This is a genomic window from Acidobacteriota bacterium (assembly GCA_016196065.1).
Lineage (GTDB): Bacteria > Acidobacteriota > Terriglobia > Terriglobales > Acidobacteriaceae > Acidiflorens.
In genome coordinates, this window is the sequence record JACPYL010000025.1 from 688,180 (window position 1) to 709,953 (window position 21,774).

General features: G+C 57.7%; 22 protein-coding genes. 15 read left to right on the top strand and 7 right to left on the bottom strand.

Annotation, left to right across the window (positions count from 1 at the left end):
* A complete protein-coding gene (gatB, locus tag HY010_20820; GenBank protein ID MBI3478184.1) occupies positions 1–1,479 on the bottom strand; it encodes an Asp-tRNA(Asn)/Glu-tRNA(Gln) amidotransferase subunit GatB in 1,479 nt (492 codons plus the stop codon).
* A 355-nt stretch (positions 1,480–1,834) separates the two neighbouring features.
* A complete protein-coding gene (locus tag HY010_20825) occupies positions 1,835–4,570 on the bottom strand; it encodes a protein kinase (protein ID MBI3478185.1) in 2,736 nt (911 codons plus the stop codon).
* Between the two features lie 318 nt (positions 4,571–4,888).
* Between HY010_20825 and ilvB the strand changes: the two genes are divergently transcribed.
* The 5 genes from ilvB (at position 4,889) to HY010_20850 (ending at position 9,558) form a co-directional block, all read left to right on the top strand.
* Entirely contained in the window at positions 4,889–6,625 is a 1,737-nt protein-coding gene (gene ilvB, locus HY010_20830) for a biosynthetic-type acetolactate synthase large subunit (protein ID MBI3478186.1), read from the top strand.
* A 242-nt stretch (positions 6,626–6,867) separates the two neighbouring features.
* Complete coding sequence (gene ilvN / locus HY010_20835; GenBank protein MBI3478187.1) at positions 6,868–7,419, top strand: acetolactate synthase small subunit; 552 nt, start codon at positions 6,868–6,870, stop codon at positions 7,417–7,419.
* Positions 7,420–7,429: 10 nt separating this feature from the next.
* Positions 7,430–8,425, top strand: a complete 996-nt coding sequence (locus HY010_20840) for an amidohydrolase family protein (GenBank protein ID MBI3478188.1) — start codon at positions 7,430–7,432, stop codon at positions 8,423–8,425.
* Positions 8,426–8,494: 69 nt separating this feature from the next.
* Positions 8,495–9,049, top strand: coding sequence for a DinB family protein (locus HY010_20845; GenBank protein MBI3478189.1), 555 nt, complete (start codon positions 8,495–8,497; stop codon positions 9,047–9,049).
* A 113-nt stretch (positions 9,050–9,162) separates the two neighbouring features.
* Positions 9,163–9,558: an Ig-like domain-containing protein gene (locus HY010_20850; protein ID MBI3478190.1), complete on the top strand. Its 396-nt coding sequence runs from the start codon at positions 9,163–9,165 to the stop codon at positions 9,556–9,558.
* 4 nt (positions 9,559–9,562) lie between these two features.
* Here the strand turns inward: HY010_20850 and HY010_20855 are convergent, their stop codons facing one another.
* Positions 9,563–9,730 (bottom strand): hypothetical protein, encoded by a 168-nt coding sequence (locus tag HY010_20855; GenBank protein ID MBI3478191.1) that lies wholly within the window; start codon positions 9,728–9,730, stop codon positions 9,563–9,565.
* Positions 9,731–9,849: 119 nt separating this feature from the next.
* Here HY010_20855 and HY010_20860 point away from each other — a divergent pair, with 119 nt between their 5' ends.
* Positions 9,850–10,125, top strand: coding sequence for a hypothetical protein (locus tag HY010_20860; protein ID MBI3478192.1), 276 nt, complete (start codon positions 9,850–9,852; stop codon positions 10,123–10,125).
* Between the two features lie 11 nt (positions 10,126–10,136).
* Here HY010_20860 and HY010_20865 read toward each other — a convergent pair whose 3' ends face one another.
* Positions 10,137–10,640, bottom strand: a complete 504-nt coding sequence (locus HY010_20865) for a PilZ domain-containing protein (protein MBI3478193.1) — start codon at positions 10,638–10,640, stop codon at positions 10,137–10,139.
* A gap of 702 nt (positions 10,641–11,342) precedes the next feature.
* Here HY010_20865 and HY010_20870 point away from each other — a divergent pair.
* The 4 genes from HY010_20870 to HY010_20885 all read left to right on the top strand — a co-directional run bounded on the left by HY010_20870 (position 11,343) and on the right by HY010_20885 (position 14,277).
* Complete coding sequence (locus HY010_20870) at positions 11,343–12,113, top strand: electron transfer flavoprotein subunit beta/FixA family protein (GenBank protein MBI3478194.1); 771 nt, start codon at positions 11,343–11,345, stop codon at positions 12,111–12,113.
* Between the two features lie 80 nt (positions 12,114–12,193).
* On the top strand, positions 12,194–12,403 hold the full coding sequence (locus HY010_20875; protein MBI3478195.1) for a hypothetical protein: 210 nt from the start codon (positions 12,194–12,196) through the stop codon (positions 12,401–12,403).
* Positions 12,404–12,481: 78 nt separating this feature from the next.
* The gene (locus HY010_20880; GenBank protein ID MBI3478196.1) at positions 12,482–13,471 is read left to right on the top strand and encodes an electron transfer flavoprotein subunit alpha/FixB family protein; all 990 of its coding nucleotides are present in this window, start codon (positions 12,482–12,484) and stop codon (positions 13,469–13,471) included.
* A gap of 71 nt (positions 13,472–13,542) precedes the next feature.
* Entirely contained in the window at positions 13,543–14,277 is a 735-nt protein-coding gene (locus tag HY010_20885; GenBank protein ID MBI3478197.1) for a hypothetical protein, read from the top strand.
* 20 nt (positions 14,278–14,297) lie between these two features.
* On the opposite strand, the gene HY010_20890 is transcribed toward HY010_20885, so the two are convergent.
* Positions 14,298–15,209, bottom strand: coding sequence for a M23 family metallopeptidase (locus HY010_20890; protein MBI3478198.1), 912 nt, complete (start codon positions 15,207–15,209; stop codon positions 14,298–14,300).
* Between the two features lie 365 nt (positions 15,210–15,574).
* On the opposite strand from HY010_20890, the gene thiL reads away from it, so the two are divergent.
* The 5 genes from thiL (at position 15,575) to HY010_20915 (ending at position 19,768) form a co-directional block, all read left to right on the top strand.
* The gene (thiL, locus tag HY010_20895) at positions 15,575–16,528 is read left to right on the top strand and encodes a thiamine-phosphate kinase (GenBank protein MBI3478199.1); all 954 of its coding nucleotides are present in this window, start codon (positions 15,575–15,577) and stop codon (positions 16,526–16,528) included.
* Positions 16,529–16,672: 144 nt separating this feature from the next.
* A complete protein-coding gene (locus HY010_20900; GenBank protein ID MBI3478200.1) occupies positions 16,673–17,233 on the top strand; it encodes an outer membrane beta-barrel protein in 561 nt (186 codons plus the stop codon).
* 123 nt (positions 17,234–17,356) lie between these two features.
* Complete coding sequence (locus tag HY010_20905) at positions 17,357–17,926, top strand: hypothetical protein (protein MBI3478201.1); 570 nt, start codon at positions 17,357–17,359, stop codon at positions 17,924–17,926.
* A gap of 128 nt (positions 17,927–18,054) precedes the next feature.
* The gene (locus HY010_20910; protein MBI3478202.1) at positions 18,055–18,447 is read left to right on the top strand and encodes an ACT domain-containing protein; all 393 of its coding nucleotides are present in this window, start codon (positions 18,055–18,057) and stop codon (positions 18,445–18,447) included.
* A 106-nt stretch (positions 18,448–18,553) separates the two neighbouring features.
* Positions 18,554–19,768 (top strand): glycine C-acetyltransferase, encoded by a 1,215-nt coding sequence (locus HY010_20915; protein ID MBI3478203.1) that lies wholly within the window; start codon positions 18,554–18,556, stop codon positions 19,766–19,768.
* Between the two features lie 9 nt (positions 19,769–19,777).
* On the opposite strand, the gene HY010_20920 is transcribed toward HY010_20915, so the two are convergent.
* Together HY010_20920 and dacB are read right to left on the bottom strand one after the other, a co-directional pair.
* Complete coding sequence (locus HY010_20920) at positions 19,778–20,134, bottom strand: hypothetical protein (protein MBI3478204.1); 357 nt, start codon at positions 20,132–20,134, stop codon at positions 19,778–19,780.
* A gap of 19 nt (positions 20,135–20,153) precedes the next feature.
* Positions 20,154–21,722, bottom strand: coding sequence for a D-alanyl-D-alanine carboxypeptidase/D-alanyl-D-alanine-endopeptidase (gene dacB / locus HY010_20925; protein ID MBI3478205.1), 1,569 nt, complete (start codon positions 21,720–21,722; stop codon positions 20,154–20,156).
* Positions 21,723–21,774: the final 52 nt, after the last annotated feature.

Sequence of the window (21,774 nt, forward strand, 5' to 3'; positions counted from 1 at the left end):
TTATCCGTCTAATTTCTTGGTTACGACTTCATTCACTAGTTGCGGATTCGCCTGACCCTTCGAAGCTTTCATCACCTGACCCACAAAAAATCCAAGCACCGTTTTCTTGCCGGCGCGATATTGCTCAACCTGCTTGGGGTTTGCTGCGATCACTTCGTCTGCGAATTTCTCCAGCGCAGACGTATCGCGCGATTGCTGCGGCCGGTCTTCTTCTTCGTACACCGCCGGGAAGTCCTTGTTGCGCTCGAAGCTCAGGTCGTAGAGATCTTTGAGCATCTTGCCGGAGATTGCACCGGACTCAACCAGATCAGCTGACGCCGCCACACCGGCCATCGATATCGGGGAATGCTCGAGTTCAAGGCCTTTCGCCTTCAACCTCCCGAGCAGTTCGCTTTGCACCAGGTTGGCGACGCGTTTGGGATTCTTCGCTGCTTGTGCTGCGGATTCAAACTGATCCGCCATCGTGCGCGTACGAGTCAGCGACGCCGCATCGCCAGCGGTGATTCCATATTCCTTCGTCATGCGCTCGCGGCGCGCTTCGGGGAGTTCCGGCAAACTGGCCTGCAGGCGAGCTTGCCAGGCTTCATCGACAATCAGGGGAAGCAGGTCCGGCTCGGGGAAATAGCGATAGTCGTGCGCCTGCTCTTTCGATCGCATGCTGTAAGTGCGACCTTCGTTGGCGTTGTAGAGCCTGGTTTCCTGCGTGATCCTGCCCCCTGACTCGAGCACGCCGATGTGGCGCTCGATCTCATATTCCAGCGCCAATTTGATAAAGCGGAAGGAATTGACGTTCTTGACTTCCGTCTTCGTGCCAAACTCTTTTTGTCCGCGCGGACGCACACTAATGTTTGCATCGCAGCGCAGCGAACCTTCTTCCATGTTGCAATCGCTCACCCCGGTATACAGAACGATTTCTTTCAGCCGCGTCAGGTATTCGTAGGCTTCATCGGGAGAGCGCATGTCCGGTTCACTGACTATCTCAGCAAGGGGCACGCCGGTACGATTGAGATCGATTCCGGTCTTCTGATCGGCGTCCGGGAAACCATCGTGCAAGCTCTTCCCGGCATCTTCCTCGAGATGAAGACGGGTGATGCCGATTTTCTTCGTGCCGCCCACGATTGGAATCTCAATCGCGCCAAACTCCGCCAGCGGCTTGTCGTATTGCGATATCTGGTATCCCTTGGGCAGGTCAGGATAGAAATAATTCTTGCGCGCGAAGATCGACGTCTCATTGATGCGGCAACCGAGCGCCATCGCCGCTACGGTGGCAAATTCCACAGCTTTCCGGTTCAGAACCGGCAACGCTCCTGGCATTCCAAGGCAAACCGGACACACGTTGGAATTCGGAGGTTCGCCGAATTGCGTCGAGCACGAACAAAAAATCTTCGAGGCAGTCAACAATTGAACGTGGACTTCCAACCCGATCACGGGCTCGTACTTTGCGAGGACATCTTCGGAAATGGCCGATACAATCGCCATGGTCAAAGGAGATTATAGACGGACTCGTCTCGTCAGCAGCGAAACCGCCCCTGTAGAGACGAGGCTTGCCTCGTCTCCGTCGCGAAAGGAACTGCTGCTGTCGGCGCAGCCGCAGCAAGCCGCATCCCTACTCCCGGGCACTCACCGGGATTCTCATTTATTTTCTGGCTGATATCCGCTGCAAGCGGTCACCGGCAGCCGGGGATATTTTGGGAAACGAGCGTCCTGCAAGGAGAGTTCGCAGCGAAAGAACACTGAGCCGCGATCGGACTCAATCCGGCGAGAATGCTTGCAGTCGCGACACAGGCCTGGATCCCTTGTGTTCTGAGTCACACTTTCTTCCGCCGCCATTCCGTCACCGCTCGTCTGGGTCCAACTTCCATAGAGGCTGATCGCCCAGCGCGTTGTAGAAACCCCAGCCCGCCAGCGCTACCACGCTGATCAGGATCGCAACCGGTGTGGTCGCATACCAGGCCGAAAAATCGGACGTGAAGGGAACATTGCCGAGCAGGTTGACCGTGAAAACGGCACAGGCCAGGGGAACCAGTCCGAAGCGCATCACGATGATGACCGCAATCGTGTAGATGAGAATCTCCGACGGCACCAGCACCCAAAGGTGAGAACTGCCGTACGCCTTCGCCAGGGTAAAAATTCCCACGAACACGATGGCGGCCAGCCAATCCATGCGCAGCACGACCTTCAAGCCGAGCAAAACGAAGAAGAATTCCAGCGTGGCGAGTACGGATACCGGAAGTTGCGTCCACCATGCGGCCAGCGCCTCGCGCCCTCCGATCAGGTAATCGGTTTGTGCGAGGCTGGGAGGAGATCCCTGCTGCAGCAAGACAAGGTGTGTCACCTTGAAGATGAGCAGCCAGGCCGTGCCCAGCATCACTCCGAACAAGATATCTCTGCCGACCAGTGGATCGCGCAGGCGCCCTGCTACCAGGCGGCTCCACGAGATGATCGAATGGGGCCAGAAACGGCGTACGTAAGGTTCGACAGCGAGGTAAAGAATCCACGTCATGCCGGAGACAAACAGAGCAGTGCTGACCGCAATCACGAACAGACCAAATGTCTGTACTCCGGGAACCAGATGGCTACGGCAAAGCCAGAGCACCATTTCGACGATGAACATGGCATAGGCAAGCCGGAACGCGGCGGTACGATCGCTTCGGCCGCGGCGATAGTTCACACGGGCCAGGAAGGTTCCCGCCCCGATCATGCACATCGCCAGTATGGTCCCGATGATCGCGCCGCCCTTGCCCTTGCCGGGTCCGGCATCCTCCGCTTTCATGCGCGGCGGATCGGTCCATTCACCCACGAGTCCAAAAAATACGGGCCGGCCATGGTACGCAGCCGCTTCGACCCGGAGGGGCCGTCCGCTGCCCGGCCATTTTCCAGTCCAGGCAGCACGCGCGTCCGAACTCGCCAGCGAGTTCCACTGCGGCGGAGCCGATTGCAACTCCGCGGGATTGAGGCCGGCTGCGTTCAACAGCAGATTCCAATCGATGGCTTTCGCGGGCGCGACGTCACTATCTTTCTCCGGCGGAATCGCCTGGAAATAGAGCAGGCGTCCGTGTGCATCCAGCTTGAGATTGATCATGCCGGAGACGGTCGTCGCGGGATCCGTCATGCCTATCACTCCCGGAGTGAGCAACATGTCATGAAAATCGGATGCCACCATCAGTTCCGGACTCTGCCGGTAGAGAAAGTGAAGCACGGGAGGCTGCGAAGTCATGACCTGATCCCAGTTCGGATGAGGCTTGTCATTTTTCTCGACGTAGTTTACGAAATCGGTATCGTAGTCGAAATCGAATGATGAATCGGCGGGTCGTCCTTCGTATCCGAGCCGGGCAATCAGTTCGCGAGCCTTCTGGCGAAGGACTTCCGGGGGCTGATCGAGGCCGACCTGCTCCAACGCGCTGCCCCGCAACGCCAGGTAGACAGAGAGCCCCAGGCCAACCACAAGCGCGAGCAGGCAGATCAGCGCAGTTCGCGGCTTTAATCCTACGTTCTCCCCGGCCGCAGCCACCATTTGGGGCGACGGCGTTTCACCCGCAGCCAGAGCGGCGGCCAGAGGATCGCCTCCGGGCATGGCAGCAGCGACACTCAAAGCTGTTGCCGGCCGGTTACGAGGCTCCGGTTCGAGGCAGCGCAAGATTACGCGCTCCACCACCGGATCCAAATCCTTCACGACCGACGAAGGACGGCTCGGAGTTGACTGCGTGCCGCTCCGTACCAACTCGGCAAGTGTCTCCGCAGTGAAGGCGCGCTTGCCGGTGAACACTTCATACAAAACGAGGCCGAGTGCATAGATGTCGCTTTGGGCGGTGACTTCTTTCCCCGCCAGTTGCTCAGGCGCCATATACGCGGGCGTGCCACTGCGAACATCTGCGCCGTGAATCTGGTCGGCTAGTCCGGCGAGTCCGAAGTCGGTCATCACAACCTGGCCGCGGCCGTCGAGCATGATGTTGGCGGGCTTCAGATCGCGATGCAGAACGCCCTTGGCATGCGCAGCGGCGAGGCCGGCGCAGAGTTGACGCGCGATGTCAGTGGCTTTGTCCTCGGGAAGACGGCCGATGCGGCGGAGCAACGACGCCAAGTCTTCGCCGTCGACGTATTCCATCGTGAAGAACGTGTGGCCATCGACGTCGCCGACGTCATACACCCGGCACACGTTCGGATGCGAGACGCGGCGCGCGATGCGCACTTCATTGCGAAAGCGTTCCAGCAGACTCTCGTCTCGTGTCGCTTCTTCGGGGAGGAATTTGAGTGCAACCGGCTGGCCGAGGGTGAGATCGTCCGCGCGGTAGACCTCGCCCATGCCGCCGCGGCCGAGCAAGGCGATGATCCGGTAACGGCCGGCCAGCAGGCGTCCGGGAAGGAAGCGGCCTTCACTGATCGCAAAACCCGACGAACTGGGCGGTCGTTGTGAGGGCGACGATGCCGGCACGGGTCGAGCAGTATGGGGCGACGCAGCCGTGGCGAACTCCAGGGTCGCCATATCGTCCGAGCCCACGGGAGTTCCGCAGGAGGAACAGAAGCGCACCGCGATCGATAGTTCGGCGCCGCAGGAGTTACACGTGGCCATCAGTTTCTCCGCCCGGACGATTTCCACTGTGACGTCGTGGTGCACTCGGGTGGTTGACTCTTGCCCTTAGCTACAGCGGTCACAGAGGAAACAGTGTACCCGCAGGAGTGCCTGTTGGTGCCAGAACACGGTAGTTTTCTACTTGCTAACCGGACGGTCGGTCGGTTACCATTCCTTAACCTCCTGGAGTGAGCTTGCGTGTGAGGGAGAAAACGCAGGTCGTTGAGAGTTGTTCAAATCCCGCCTGCCGGGACCGCTGGCCCCGGTGGGTTTTTGCATTTTAGTGAATTCTTTCGAGTCAGCGCCTAGAAGGGTCGTATGAAGGACGAAAAGAAGTCGGGAACAACCATGACCGGGGCCAGCATTTTGTGGGAGTGCTTGGAGCGCGAGGGTGTGGAACACGTGTTTGGCTATCCCGGCGGCGCGATCCTGCCCGCCTATGACGCGTTAAAGCACAGCAAGATTCATCACATCCTGGTACGCCACGAGCAAGGCGCAACCCACATGGCCGACGGCTTTGCCCGCGCCGGTGGAGGAGTCGGCGTGGCAGTTGCCACCTCCGGACCGGGCGCGACCAACATGGTGACTGGCATCGCGACTGCCATGCTCGATTCGTCGCCCATCGTCTGCATAACCGGCCAAGTCGGCAGCAAGCTGATCGGGTCGGACGCTTTTCAGGAAACCGACATTACCGGTGTCACACTTCCGATCACGAAACACAACTATCTCGTGACCCATGCCAGCGAAGTGGCCCAGACCATCCGCGAAGCCTTTTACGTTGCGCGTTCCGGACGCCCGGGACCAGTGCTGGTCGACATCACAAAAGACGCGCAGCAGACTTCCTGCGTCTTCGACTGGGAGGCTGCGCAGCCGCAGTTGCCGGGATACCGCCCTGATCTTTCGCCGGCTCCGAAGGAATACGAAGAAGCGCTGAAGCTCATCCACAATGCGAAGCGGCCTGTCATTCTCGCTGGACACGGCATCATCATTTCGGGAGCCATGAACGAAGTTCGCGACTTCGCGGAACGTGCCGGTATTCCAGTAGCGCTGACGCTGCTTGGATTGGGCGCCTTCCCTGCTTCGCATCCGCTGAATCTCGGCATGATGGGCATGCACGGCGAAGCTTGGGTCAACCATGCCATCCAGGATGCTGATCTATTGATCGCGCTCGGCATGCGCTTTGACGATCGCGTGACCGGGAACTTGAAGAACTACGCTCCCAACGCGAAGAAGATCCACGTCGAGATTGACCCTGCGGAAATCAACAAGAATGTGAAGGTCGATGTCGCGCTGGTTGGCGATTTGCGCGAAGTGCTGCATGAACTGCAACCGCGCATCGAATCTCCCGACCGCAGTGAGTGGCTGGATTCCATTGATCGCCTCAAGGGCGACGCGGCCGTGCGCGATATTCAGAATCTACCCGACACCGGACACCTTTACGCTGCGCACGTCATCAACGATATCTGGCGCGAGACTCGCGAAGCTGACACGGTTGTCGTCACCGATGTAGGCCAGCATCAGATGTGGGAAGCACAGTATTACAAACACGAAAAACCGCGCACCCTGATTACTTCTGGCGGCCTCGGCACGATGGGATTCGCATTGCCGGCAGCGATTGGCGTGAAAGTCTCTCGCCCCGAAGCAGAAGTCTGGGTAATCGTGGGCGATGGCGGATTTCAGATGACGATGTGTGAGCTGGCGACGATCGTGCAAGAAAATCTGAAAATCAACATTGCGATCATCAACAACGGTTATCTGGGAATGGTCCGGCAGTGGCAGGAATTCTTCTACGAACGCAACTACTCGGCAACGCCGCTCCTGAATCCGGATTTCGCAAAGCTCGCGGAGGCCTACGGCATCAAGGCGGCGACCGTGCATTCCCGCGCGGATGTGGTTCCCACGGTACGCGCTGCGCGCGAGCACAATGGGCCGATGCTGATCAACTTCCACGTCGAACAGGAAGATACGGTCTATCCGATGGTCGCGGCCGGATCGGCGCTGCATGAGATGATCCGCAGGCCGAGTCCGATTGTGGAGACGGCTGAGGACGAGTAGCTAAGAATTGCGATCTCCAGGGGCTAAAGCTCTTTTGGGTGAGCGTCCTATCGCAGCGCGGAAGCGCTGCGTCACCCCAAGGCACGTGCCTCCGGATCATTTTTGTGAGCAGGGTTGGTGGCTTTGTTGAATGCTAGTAGATGTATTTTGCTGGTTAGCTTTTGGGTGGCGCAGCGGTTTACCGCTGCGATAAAAACCCGCACAGAGCGGGCGGCTTCAGCCGCGACGCTGAGAGCAACTTTATGATGAACACATTCGTCGTTTACGTGGAAAACAAGCCGGGCGTGCTGACTCGCGTCGCTTCCCTCTTTCGCCGCCGCGCTTTCAACATTGACTCGCTGACGGTCGGCCGAACGGAAAAGCCTGAAGTCTCGCGCATGACGATCACGGTGGATGCCGACTATGACCAGGCGCGCCGCATCGAAGCGAATCTCTACAAACTCGTCAATGTCATTCGCGTGGACAACATCACCACCGAACCTTCGATCGTCCGCGACCTCGCCATGATCAAAGTCGCGGCCACGCATGAAGCGCGGTCGCATGTACTGGAACTGGCAGGCGTATTTCGCGCTCGGGTTGTGGACGTGGCTCCAGACTCGCTGACCATCGAAATTACCGGGGCGGAAGACAAAATTGATGGACTGCTGGAAGTTCTTCGCCCATATGGCGTGATGGAGATGGTGCGCACCGGCATCGTGGCCATGCGGCGTGGAAACAAGTCTGCAGGTCCGGTGGCTTCGGCGAGCGTGCTCTTCCACGACGCGAACGGAGAAGAAGTTTCCTACTCGGTGTAAACTCCTTCGGATGATGGCGCCGAGTTCCCTGCCGGCAAATCAATCCAAAGTGACGGACTGCCACGTTCACCTGGCGGCTCTCCCACATCCCGGCAACGGATGTTATATTTCGCCCAAGATGCTCAGGAGTCCTCTGTTCAGATTCTTGATCTGGCAGCAGGACCTCGACCTGAAGCAAGCAGAGAAATCAAACGCCAAATACGTTGCGAATCTGCTGTCGGAACTTCGCAGTTCAGAAAGAGTCGGACGTGCTGTCCTGCTGGGCATGGATGGCGTCTATGATTCCGCCGGCAAATTGAATGAACAGGGCACGGAGTTTCTGATCTCCAACGACTACGTCCTGAAGCTTGCCCGGGAGAATCCCAGTGAATTTTGGGCGGGAGCTTCGGTCAACCCACTTCGCCGCGATGCCGTCGAGGAATTGCAGCGTTGCGCCGAAGCGGGCGCGAAATTGATCAAGTGGCTTCCTAACTCACAACACTTTGATCCTGGGGACCGGCGCCACATTCCTTTCTATCGAGAAATGGCGCGCTTAAAGATTCCACTTCTCAGCCACGTGGGATTTGAATTCAGCCTGATCGGCACGGATCAATCGGCCGGCGACCCGAACAAACTGCGTGTCGCGCTCGAAGAGGGCGTCACCGTTATCGCTGCCCATGGATGCAGTCACGGCCTGATCTTCTCCGAAAAATACTACCTGCCGTTCCTCGACCTGGTCGCCAGTTACGACAATTTCTATTCCGACATTTCCGCCCTCAGTCTGCCGAATCGTGTTGGCATGTTGTTCCGGTTGCGGCGCCATCCTGATCTGCATCACCGGCTTCTGTTCGGGACCGACTACCCGCTCCCCGTATTTCGGTTGGCCTGCTATGGGCGGGGAGGGCTCCGCGGGAGTAAAGTACTTGCAACCAAAAACCGGTTTGACCGGCACCATGCGCTTTGTTCCGAACTCGGGATTGGGTTCGGCTCGATCGAGAGCATCGTGCAGCCGAACAAGGGAAACTAAAATTACAGATCTGTTTTACGCAGGAAGATATTTGGAGGAATGTACCCGATGAAGAACGTTGTGCGTTTGATGATCCTCTCCCTCGCAGCCGCCGTTCTGGCGCTACCCGCCTACGCTCAGGATGCTGCCAAGAAAGATGCTCCACCTAAACCTCCCGTTAGTCCATCGCAGGCTCTGATCGATAACTGGAACGACATTGGCCGCAAACTGATTGCGATGGCAGAAGACTTTCCGGAAGATAAATACGACTACAAGCCGACTCCCGCGCAGCGCAGTTTCGCCGACCAGTTGCTCCATGCAGCCAACGCGAACTACTTCTTCACCAACCCGGCGACCGGAAAGAAAATGCCGGCCGGTGAAGACCCCAAGCGTGCAGACTATAAGACCAAGGCCGACATTGTGGCATTCGTGAAGCAGTCATTTGCGGACGGTGCAGCAGCCATCAAGGCAAAAGGCGACAAAGGACTCGGTGATCTCCTGGTAGATCCTTTCGCCAACCAGCAGGTACGCATGTCGGACATGGCGTGGGGCTTGCTCGAACACGATGGAGAACACTACGGACAACTAGTCGGATACTACAGATCCGCCGGACTGGTGCCGCCCGAGTCGAGACCGAAGAAGTAAGTTTGAGCCCGGGCGATTTCAACTTCGGTTGATTTTGCCCGTGCTTCGCACTAGACTTTCCATTCCATCAACACACCTGCGGACGTTTCGCGGACTCGACTCGGAGGAGCAAGATGAAGTCTTCACGGCTGGCGGTTATGGCTTTCCTGATGCTGGCCGTTTTGCTCCTGCCGAGCTGCGGTTTCAGACGCAAGCTGATCTCGATCACGATCATCCCCGACAAGGCGACGTTGGGCGGGCCGGGATTGGACTTGCAGCTGAAAGCGGTTGGGAACTACATTCATCCGCCGGACAGCCGCGACATTACCGACACTGCGACGTGGGAATCTGCTGCTCCGCAGGTTATTTCGGTGGACGCGCATGGACTGGCCACATCAGGGGAAGCTTGCGGCACTGACATCACCATTACCGCCACCGCCCACAGCGATCCTCATGACAGTGCGAGTGGAGAGGTGATAGGAACCGCCGCCATCACCGTCACGTGCCCTACCCCACCTCCAGGCCTTTAGCGCCTCACTGGTCTTCCAGCAGCTTGCCGAGCGTGGGTTTGTACTTCTCCGGCTTTGATTTCTTGGCCACAACGAGTTGCGAAGGCCTGGGGCTTCCTACCCGTTCGCGTGCCATTTCGCGGACAGTCTTGCTCGCTGTGAAGGTTTTCTTTTTTTTCTTTTTGGCCGCCATCAGGGCATCTTCGCACTGCAACTCGCAAAAGTGCAATAATCTGAGAGTGTCGGTGCGCACGCCGGGAATGACTTGAGTTTTCCTGACACCTAAGACCTGACACCTGAGACCTGATCTTCATGGATGAGCGCGAATTTTTCGACGAACGGCCGGACAAGAAACCGGCGAACCTGAATTGTCCCCACTGCCATCAGCCCGGCGAGTACGAGATCCAGTGGCTGGTACGCACCAAGAAGAAAAATCTGCCACCCCGTGCCGACGACCGCGACCGAGCGAAGTTCGCCAAAGCGCAGTCCTACATGCTGCGCCGTGACGACATGATGGTTTGCAAGAATATCCGTTGCCGGAAGCGGTTCGAAATTACAGGCGTGCAGAGTGTGGCATTTCTCGGCTAGCAGCGGGTCGATTAGTGTGACGAAATCGTTGCTGCCAGGCGGCGAACGCTGTTTAAGAGCTGACTCAGCGCGTTTGTGCCCGATGCTGGCGCGGCGAGACGCTGGTCCGCGCCATCGCTGAACCCGTGCCGTTCCATCTCTTTCGCGGCGGCCGCATACCTTCGAGAACTATCATCGTCCATCGCGAGGAAGCGAAAAGCCTGGGCCAAGGGGATTCCATCGGCGCCAGTGTGCAGAAATTCGATCTGCGCCGTGACCTTTCCGTATACGGTTCCGAGGATCATCTCGCCCATCTGGCCGGGATGAATCGGTCCTTTCGCAAGGACAGCGGATCCTCCCGTCAGAGACAGTCTCTGAATCACGCCGACAAACTTGGCGTCTTCGATGCTGAAGATTGCGCGTTCGTTATTCGGGACACGGATGCGCGGCGCCCGTTGGCGCTTATTACCTATTTTGGGCTTGCTGGGCTTCGATGGCACGATATCGAGCATCGCAACGCGCTTCGGAACGGTCAAGGTTACTTACGTGCCAAACGGCCCTCCCGAAGGGACGATTGACGATAGCCCGGCGTTTTCAACGCCGCGGTTGGGTCCACGGAAGGACGAAAGTCCCAGTGGGACGACTGATCTCAGGGATGCAGTCGGTGAGGATTCAGTCGTGCCTCCGGCACTGGACTTCAGAAATTGCCCGCAACCCGCCAGTAAACTGGCGGGCTATCTTCAATCGTCCCCCCGGGACTCTCCGAACGACGTGCGCAGCGGAGTAGCACGGCACCGCCGTCAGATACTCCTCATACTTGTTCGCGAGTGCCAGGGTGACCAATGCCGCCGATTGCCGGAGTAGAATCCGCAAGAATTGTCCCGGAGGGACAGTCGACAATAGCCCGGCGTTTCAACGCCGGGTGAGATTGCGACCAGAATCAGAGTCCCAGCGGGACGACTGGCCAGCGATGGGGATGACGGCAAGATTTTCAGTCGTGCCTCCAGCACTCGAAATCCGCAATACGCTTCGTACCCGCCAGTGAACTGGCGGGCTATTTTCGGGCATCCCTCCGGGATGCTCTGCACTCGGTTCAGGATCAGCACCGCCGGGCTGCATGGGACTGGGTTTAGATTGAGCAAGTTCCTTGTGGATCGGTGATTCGTTTCCCCGGCAGCGCTCATTTATACTTAAATGTTTTCTTACGCTCGGCGAAGATGCAGGGCAGGAGTCATCTTGTGAAAATCTTAGTCTGTATGAAGCAGGTGCCGCAAAAAGACGCTCCCCTCAAGTTAAACGAGGCCGGAACGTGGATCCGCGAGGATGTTTCCTACGAAGTGAATGAACCGGACGCGTACGCGCTGGAAGAGGCGTTGCGCCAGAAGGAAAAGCATACCGGCGAAGTGGTCGTGGTCACAGCCGGTCCGGCGCGCGCGCAACAAGTGCTCCGCGAGGCGCTCGCCAAGGGCGCTGATCGCGCAATTCATCTGGAAGGCGACGGGTTTGTCGGGCTTGATGCCTACAATACGGCCCGCGCGATCGCCGCTGCCATCAAGGACGAAAGTTTTGATCTCATTTTCACAGGATTGCAATCCGACGACTACGGCTACGCGCAGACCGGGGTGATCCTGGCGGAAATTCTAGGCTGGCCGCACGCCACCATCATCATGCAGATCGAGAAAAGCGAAAGCGGCATTCGCGTCAAGCGGGAACTCGAGGCTGGATTCTTCCAGTTCGTCGACATGCCGCTGCCGGCCGTGCTGACGATCCAATCCGGTATCAACAAACTGCGCTACGCGACGCTGATTGGCATCAAGCAGGCGAAGAATAAACCCATGCGCAAAGTGACGATGGAAGAAGTCCAGTCGTCGATCGGCGGGAACCTGCAGAAAATCGAGAGGTTATACGTTCCGCAGAAGTCGAAAAATACCGAATTCCTGGAAGGGCCTCCAGCGGAAGTGGCCAAGAAACTGGTTGAGAAGTTGAAGAATGAAGTCCGGGTAATTTGACCCTGTTAGCGGTGATCCAGGTCACTGCCTGACGTGGCATGGCCAGCGAACATCCTATCGGCACGAACTTGGAGGCCGATATGGTCGATGCAGAAGAAAGGCGAGAAAAGGGCGCGAGCCTGATGTTCATCGGGGTCGCGGTATGGGTAGCGGCGTTTCTGGTTTTGTTTTTTCTGCCGGCAGGGTTTCGATTGGGGCACCAGGGAGGATTTGAACTGCTCCTGGTCGCACTCTTCGTCACTGGCGTCGTACTACTCGGCTCGGGATGGCGGATGCGGCGGGTAAAGTAGTACGAACTTCGCAGTGTGGATGTATGCAGGGGGAGACGCGGCAAGCCGCGTCTCTACTCTCGGGAACCTGGAATTCTTATGTCTGAAACCATTCTTGTAGTCGTCGAACAACGCGAAGGCAAACTCAACCGCGTCTCCTGGGAAACCATCACGGCCGGACAAACCATTGCTGCGCAAACTGGATGGACGTTAGAAGCGACCGTCGTGGGCTCGAGCGTCGCGGCAATCTGTGGCGAAGTTGCCGGCAAGAAATTGGCCAAAGTCTATGCCATCGAATCTCCCAAGCTGGACCCCTACACGCCCGATGCTTTCGCTAGTGGTCTAAAGCAATTTCTGGAGAAGCATCCGGCCAGGCTCGTGCTCATGCCGCACACCTACCAGGTGCGCGACTTCGTGCCGAAACTGGCGACAGCTTTGGGGAGCACGGCCATCAGCGATGTCATTGGGGCGAAGTATGAAGGCGGCAAGCTGCTCTTCACTCGCCAGATGTTCCAGGGAAAGTTTGTCGCGGACGTCAGCTTCACTGGAAACGGTCCATGTTTCGTGACTTTCCAGAATGGCGCCTTTCGCGCGGACAAAATCGAGGCTGGTGCTTCCCCGGCACCGGTCGAAACCGTGAATGTCGATGTGCAAGATGGCGTGGTCAGAAATAGGCCGCAGGAAGTGTTCAAGGAAGCCAAGCAGGCAGTTGATCTGACCCAAGCGGAGATCATCGTCTCGGTCGGGCGTGGGATCAAAGAACAGAAGAACATCGAGATTGCGAAGCAACTGGCCGACGCGCTCGGCGGAGAACTGGCAGCCTCGCGTCCCATCTGCGATAACGGCTGGCTTCCCATGGACCGTCAGATTGGCTCCTCGGGGCAGACAGTCGCTCCCAAGCTCTACCTAGCGCTGGGAATTTCTGGAGCAATTCAGCACATCGTCGGAATGAAAGGCGCGAAGAGCATCATCGCCATCAACAAAGATTCTGAAGCGCCGATCTTTGAGATTGCGGATTATGCCGTGGTCGGGAACCTGTTCGACATCGTGCCGCCGTTGATTGAGGAAGTGAAGAAGGCCAAGGCGTAACGCTACTTTTTTGTTCCCCAAGATATCGGTTCAATAATAGAGCGCATCTTGTACAGTGTCTCGTGGCCAAAATGGGTTACCGCAGCCGCGTTATTCTCACCATTCTCAGTTCTCTTGCAGCGTATCTGCTGTCAGCGCTTACCGTTGCTGCCCAGTCTGCGCAGAGAAAGGATGCTCCGGCAGGGATCGAGCGTCAGGGCCAAGCCTCTGGTGATCACGGCCTGGTGCTAATCCTAGGCCTTGATACAACGCCAGAATCGACCGAATCTCCCGCGCTCAAAACCTGCCTGGCTCATAATCCGCCGCCTGCCTGTGTGCCGTTGACTCTGACCATCAAGAACGAAGGGAAGGAGACAATCCTGAGCTGGTTTCATACCTGTGGTCAGGCGGTCGCTCTCTTCGATCTGCGGCAACCTGACGGCACCTGGATGGCGTTTCCCATGGACCTGGCAAACATGTGGGCGTGCTCATCAAACATGATGGGGGTTGAGAGTTTGCTGCCCGGCGCTAGCCGCACTTCGCGCTTTAGACTTGCCGATGAATCGCTGATGCTGGGCACGTCTTTCCCTCGTACCGGCGATCCGGAGGCATGGCACAGAGGCTATGCAGTGCTAGGGGGCCCGGGGCCGTACACGCTTCGCGCTCACTGGAATGTTGACGGATGTACTGCCTCGGAAAAAGTGGATCGGGACAGCCAATTGGACCCGTCAGGGGCACCTCTGTGTGCCAAGGGTTCAGAGCGGCAACCGCACTTTCTGGTTATCCAGTCCAACGAAGTGACGCTACCGTCTGCGTCTAGAAATTGATCATTGTCCGAATTTAAGATCTACGACCCGGCTGAGAATCCGCCGAGGTGCGCCATCGTCATGCGCAGATACTTGTAGGGATTGACTGGCGTCTCGTTGATGCGGACTTCGTAGTGAAGGTGGGGACCGGTGGAGCGTCCGCTCAGGCCGACATAGCCTAGAACGTCTCCCCGATGAATGTACTGCCCTGCGGCAATGCTGAAGCTCGCCAGATGGCCGTAGCGGGTCGTGATGCCGTGTCCATGGTCGATGACGACGGCGCGACCGTAGCCGCCGAGGAAATCGGCAAACGTAATCGTGCCGTCCGCGGGAGCCAGAACTGGTTGACCTACCACCGCTGAAATATCTACACCCGAGTGGAACGCGCCTTCACCATTGAATGGATCGATGCGTTCGCCGAATGAACCAGTAATCTGGCCTTCGACTGGCCACAGGTTCGGGGCGGAATTGGCACGCACCCAATCGGCAGTCGTGGAATTTTTCGTGAGCCCAAGCGAGATGCCGACTGTCGCCGCTCCGGACATCGCTGTATGTTTCAGGGCGTAAAGCTGGTCCATCGAAGAGTGCACCTGGCCGTCTTCAATCTGGACGGTCGAGGCGTTCATCAGGATTGGATCCGACTTCAAGCCGTAGAGAGTCGAAACTTCGCTGGCCAATGATCCCAGTGAAGCGACCTGGATATCGCGCTCCTTGGCGACTTGCTCGAGGCGCGAATAGCGGTCCTTCAGCTCTTCCCTTTCGGTGCGGAGCTGGTTAAAGCTGGAAACCTTGTGGAGCATCCGGGTATAGGAACTGGCAATCCCGGTGAGGCCGGCAATACCGATCGCCGCGCCCGCTAGAACGACGTACAGATAATGAACGGGAATGGAAATTTTGCGCAGTTGTCCGTGCTCGTCGCGCGCCACGAAAAATATGTAAAAGCGTTTACGCAATATGGTATCCGGTATCGAGTTTTTTCGGATCCTGCCGGAGCGGAACTGTCTGCTCGGGGCTAAGAATCCTGATTCCACCAGCTGCTTTGGGAGCTAGCCGGCTTTCTGCGCCTACGGAACCAGGCAAGCCAAAAACCAATTCGCCTGCAACCGATTCAGGATGCGGCACTTGGTTCGGCCAAAGGTTGTTGTGAACGACTGCTAAACGTTAACAAACCTGATTCCCCCTGTCAACGCGAACAGGACCGAACAATCGTTACCCAAGGCTGGCCTTCTGCCTGCCCGACCGGCCAAGTCCACCCCAAAATCGGCCACTGACGGCACATTGGCCCTTTGGGGGTATGACGCGGCGTATAGTCTAAAGTTTGCCAGTGCGAGAAAAATCGCTCATTGACCGTATCCGGCGTAGTTCCAGCCGCGGGCCAGGCATTGCCATCGGCATTGGGGACGACTGCGCAGTCCTGCGCATACCCTCGGGCCACGAGCTGCTGGTGACTACTGACTTCACCCTGGAAAACGTCCATTTCCGGCGCAACTGGCACGCGCCTGAAGTGGTTGGCTGGCGCTGCCTGACTCGCGGCCTGAGCGATATCGCCGCCATGGGAGGCGTACCTCGAGCAGCATTTCTGTCGCTCGCGCTTGACCGCGCCGTTCCTCAGAAATGGGTGAACCGCTTCACAAGCGGCCTGCTCGAAGCGGCGAAAGAGTTTCGCGTACCGCTCGCTGGCGGCGACACTGCCCAGTCGGACGGCGGAATTCAGGCCGACATCGTGCTCGTGGGTTCAGTGCCCAGAGGAACAGCGGTCCTGCGATCGGGCGCACGGCCGGGCGACGCGATCTACGTGACGGGTGCACTGGGCGGCTCTGCGGCGGCGTTAGAAGAACTACGCAAAGGGAAAGTACGACCTTCAGATTTTTCGCGGCACTTCCATCCGACGGCGCGGGTGCGAGTTGGACAGTGGCTCAGGGGGCGAGGCTTGGCGTCCGCCATGATCGATGTCAGCGACGGGTTTTCTACCGACCTTTCGCACATCTGCGAGGAAAGCGGCGTCGGTGCAGTGATTGAAGCCGCCGCGATCCCGCGAGCCCGTGTGGGGCGACCGCTGCAGCCAGTAACTCTCGACATGACGCTGCACGGAGGAGAGGACTACGAACTGTTGTTTACGTCTTCCGCACCGATTCCTCCGAATGTGGCGGGAGTCCCCGTATCTCGGGTCGGGCGAATTACGCGCAAGCGGGGGATGATGTTGGTCGGCGAGGATCAACGCCTGCACAAACTCGCGGCGCAGGGGTGGGAACACTTCAGCCCACATCCCTAAATGCTTTCTGTGAGTTAGTGATTGTTCTCCTCAGTACCAAAACGGGAAGACACCGACTAAAGTGCGTCGCCTCACTGCAAGAACCTTCCCAGTTGTGATCTAAATTAGAAGACGTGGTTATTCCCAACTATAGGGAGGAAGATTATGAACAAGTTTGTCTTACTGGTTCTTCTAGTTAGCCTGCTTATGCTTCCGGCAATCGCCCAGGAAACACCTAAAGCAGAAGTGTTCGGCGGTTACCAGTACACTCACATCAGCGTCGATGGCGTTGCGGTTCCGGTCGCGCCGCTCAGCAGTAACAGCACGGGTTTCAGTCTTAATGGCTGGAACGCATCCCTCACTGGCAACTTCAACAAACACTTTGGAGTCGCCGCAGACTTCAGTGGTGCTTACAAGTCGATCAGTGGTGTGTCCGCGAAAATTTACACATATACTTTTGGACCGGTGGTTTCGCTGAATCATGAAGGAACCATCAACCCCTTCGCACATGCGTTGTTCGGCGGAGCTCATGCTTCCGCTTCCTTCGAAGGAAACGGCGCTGGCTCAAATGGATTCTCCATGATGATGGGTGGAGGCGTTGACGCGAAAGTCAGCCCTCGCCTTGCCATCCGCGCCATTCAGGCCGACTGGGTCTACTACCGCTTTGAGGGGATCGGTCAGAGCAAGAACGTAAGAATTTCAACCGGCGTCGTGTTCCGTTTCTAAACACTCCAGCCATCACTGAGCAATGGCGCGCGCTTGACGCAGAGACTCAACCCGGCGCGCGCCATTCAACAGGAGTGACTTTCGTTACCTGCCTCAGGTGCCGGAAGAGGCTAGAGTAAACGAATGCGTACAAGATTTGTGCTCCTCGCTTCCGTGGTCGCGGCCCTATTCACCTGCCTTGCGCAGGGACAGACGACTCAGAAGATCGATAACGCCTTCGTCCAGCGCACCTTTGGCAAGGATTTCACCATGGTGCAGGAAGTCGGCGGCATGGTCGGCGACATGGACGGCGACGGAATCGAAGACGTCGTCATTGCCGCGCGCTGCAAGAATCCGCTGCTCGACCAGGGCGAACACAACTATTCCGTGATCGATCCCTACGACACTTTCTTTGGCTACGGCGATCCCAAAGTGACCACGACTTTCGTCCAGGATGACCCCACCAAACGTGGACTGGTAGTACTCATCATTCACGGCGCTGGCTCCGAAGGCTGGCACGCGGAAACACCGAAAGCAAAATACGTTGTCATCAACCTTCCCTACCGGGCACTTACCGTCCGCAGAATGAAACTGAAAAAGAAGACGCTCCAGGCGATCTATGCGGAAGAAGGTAACGCACTCGGTGAAACGGCGGCCCTGTTCTTCGACGGCAAGGCCTACAAGTACGTGCCCATGGGCTCGAGCATGGAGTAGTCGCAATTGGTCGTTCGTCTTTCGTCGTTGGTCGATGGCCAATCGTCTCCAGTCATCCGTCATTGCCAGGTAGATCGATACACGCCGCGCGGTCGTTGTAGTACCCTTTTCTTGGATTGCCCCACCAGTTGAAATACCGCGTGCTTACGGACAAGCTGGCCGTTTGCCAGTTGCCGTCTGGTTCATCTGTCCCCGGTTGGGCGGTCGGACCCGGCTTTTTCTGCGTCACCCAAACCGCCGAGGAGCTTTCCATCGTGTGCGCGGAGAATCGCGTTCCCGACGGTGTTCGGATCGAAAGAGATTGGGTGGCTTTGAAACTTGAGGGTCCGTTTCCGTTTGCGATGACGGGCGTTCTCGCGTCGTTTCTGCAGCCATTGGCGGATGCGGGCATCCCGATTTTTGCGGTGGCGACTTTCGACACAGACTATGTGTTGATGAAGCGGGAAAAATTGGAAGCCGCAATCGCTGCACTCACCGCGGCCCGTCATGAGTTGGTCCAGCCAAGCAATTCTGCTCTCTGAGACTCCACCAGCAAAATTGCGAGGTGCGAAGCCTAGCCGCCTCAACCGAATTTCGTTTCCATTCACTACGGTATTAAACTAATCAGTCCAACTCCCGAGGAAGAACATGCCCACTGCGACGCGTACCAATCCGCTCTCATATCTGACCGACCAACTCGACGAACTCAAAGCCAAGGGCACGCACTTCAAGCTGCGCGTACTGGAAGATGAGCAGGCGCCCGAATGTACGTTCGATGGCAAGCACGTCATCAACCTGGCGTCGAACAATTACCTCGGCCTGACCACGCATCCGAAGTTGCGGGAAGCTGCGCTCGAGGCTACGCGCAAGTACGGAGTCGGATCGGGCGCCGTTCGCACGATCGCGGGCACCATGAAGATCCACATGGAACTGGAAGAGAAAATCGCGCGCTTCAAGAATGTCGAAGCCTGTGTCGTCTTTCAATCCGGATTCACGGCGAATGCGGGGACAGTATCGGCACTGCTGGGCAAAGATGACTACATCATCTCTGACGAACTGAATCATGCATCGATCATCGACGGCTGCCGCCTGTCACGCGCAAAGATCCTAGTTTTCCGGCATAAAGACGTCGCACATGCCGAGGAACAACTGGCCAGCGTGAAAGATCAGCCCGGCCGAAAGCTGCTCATCTCGGATGGCGTTTTTTCCATGGACGGGGACATCGGACCACTGCCTGGCCTTTGCGATGCCGCGGAGAAATACGGCGCGATCATGATGGTGGACGATGCGCACTCTTCCGGAGTCCTCGGCCGTAACGGGCGCGGCACGATCGACCATTTCGGCGTGCATGGGCGAGTCGATATCCAGGTTGGAACATTGTCGAAGGCCATCGGCGCGTTGGGTGGATACGTCTGCGGTACGCGCGATTTCATCGACTTTCTGTACCACCGCGCCCGGCCGTTCCTGTTTTCGACATCCCATCCACCATCGGTCGCTGCAACCTGCATTGCCGCGTTCGATGTCCTCGAAAACGAGCCCCAACTCATGGAACAGCTCTGGGATAACACGCGCTTCTGGAAAAAAGAGCTTGGACTGCTCGGCTTCAACATCGGCGGCAAAACCACTCCGGCCAGCGAGACACCGATCACGCCGATCATCATCGGCGATGGCCGGCTGACCATGGACTTCTCGCGTGAACTATTCAAGGAAGGCGTGCTCGGAACGGGGATCGCTTTCCCGACCGTCCCGGAAGGCAAAGCACGGGTGCGAACTATCATGACCGCGACGCACACGAAAGACGAACTCACGCGCGCCCTCGAAGTGCTCGGACGGATGGGAAAGAAAATGGGGATTCTCGCTTAAGGGGCGAGACTAGGAACGATGCTCCACCGCACAGTTCGCGGGTGAGTTGCTTTGGTGCTCGCAGGGCTTCGTGAGCCAATTGTGTTCCAGATAATAGAGAGCGCCAAACGCCACGACCAAAGCGGCCAGGGAGGGCAACAGGGGTCGAACGCTCTTCCATGGCTGCTTCCAGTCTGCCGTGCCCAGAAAAAGTAAGATCGTCGGAAGTAGCGCCACAATGGACAGCTGAAAAATGTGCGCCGCAGTACCTTCGTCAGTTTCCGGTTGCCGCGCGTGTGTATACCCGCTCAGCACCGTTACCAGCGCAATGACAGCGAGGGCAAGAATAACTTTGCTGGCGGCCCAATTGATTTGTTCGCGGCCCATTTTCCACTCCCGCTTTAGTCTAGTGTCCGCTGGCGTCTTCGACGATGGCCTCGATCAAAGAGTCGATCGTATCCGTGACACGCTTAGGAGTCAGATTGAAGTTGTTGGAGAGGATAGAGAATACGACTGCTTCGCCACTGTCGGTCGTAGCGTAACCGGAAAGCGTTTTTACGCCGCCCAGTGATCCCGTTTTACCTAGGATGCGACTCTGCAAACGTGGAGCGTTCAGGCGGTCCGACAATGACCCGTCTACGCCAGACACGGGCAGCGTCGATTTGAATGCGGTGCCCCAGGGCTGGAGTGCCGCGTAGCGCAACAACTGCACGACGGATTGCGGCGTAACCAGATTCTGTCGCGAAAGTCCGGAGCCGTCGTAAAACACGTATTGTTCGTTTGAAATTCCCGCCTGCGTCAGAAAACCACGCAAGACCTCGAGGCCGCCTTCGATCGTTCCCGCCGTGCCGCGTTCCCGTCCGAGCAGGCGCAGGAGAATTTCAGCATGCAGGTTTTGGCTGACTTTGTTCACCACCCGCACGTCGTCCAGCATTGGCTTCGACTCGTAGCTGGCGAGCACGATGGGCTGATCGCTCTTCAGCGGGCGCAACTGGCCATCGCTGCCGCCGCGCGAGGGTGCGACCGTAGTCACACTGAAAGTGGAAAGCGTCGCAAGTTCGGTATGTTTCGTCCGCTGGCGCCCGTAGACCACGATCCCGCGTTTCTCGAGCAACTGCCGGAAGAGCGCGGCAGCAAACTCCGCAGGATCCTCGATCGCCAGCGCTTCGTTCGCGCCCGGATCGTCGAGAGGCATATTGCCCCACAGCGTGAGGACGGTTGATCCCGGTTCGCGATTGACGAAGAATTTCCGGCCTGTCCCGGCAGGCGTCGTGATGATGCGATTGTCGAGGCGATAGTAGTCCGCGAACGGGGTCACACTGACAAAAGCCTTTTCACCCGGACGATCCGCCGGCAGGATGTTCACGAATACAACGTTGTCGTTGATCGTCAACGCCGATACGGGCGCGCCATCCGCCCACACCAGGTCATCCTGGCTCCATCCTTCGCCATAGCGTTCGAAGGCGAAATAAGAATCGTCGGCGACGATGTCACCGTCCACATACTTCACGCCTTTTTGTACGAGCACATCCGCCAGCGTTTCGAGCGCCTGAATGGGATGGTCGTTGCGTTGCGTGCGTAAGTCGTAGGGTAACTCGCGTCCGGAGAGATTGGGGTCGCCGTGACCAACCAGGAGCAGATCGCCATTCAGACGACCGTAACGATCCAGCGAGGCAGCGGTTTCGACCGTGGTACGAAACTTGTAATCGGGACCAATCAACGCCAAGGCAGCCGCGGTCGTGAAGAGCTTGGTATTCGATGCTGGCGTAAAAAGTTTATCGGGGTTAAGTGAGTAGAGAGTTTTTCCCGAGGAGAGCGATGTAACTTCTATTCCCCAGAAGCCGCGCGCCAGGTCGGGGGCACCAATCACGGTGGCGATCCGATCCTGAAGTGGTTTCGGCGGAGCCGCCAGCGCTGCGCCGGCAAGCACCAGCAAAACGAGTAAGCAATGCGATAGCGACCGCGCGCGCGTCATTAATCGGATTCTAACACCCGGCAGATCGCGGGGACGGTCTAGAATGGCGGTC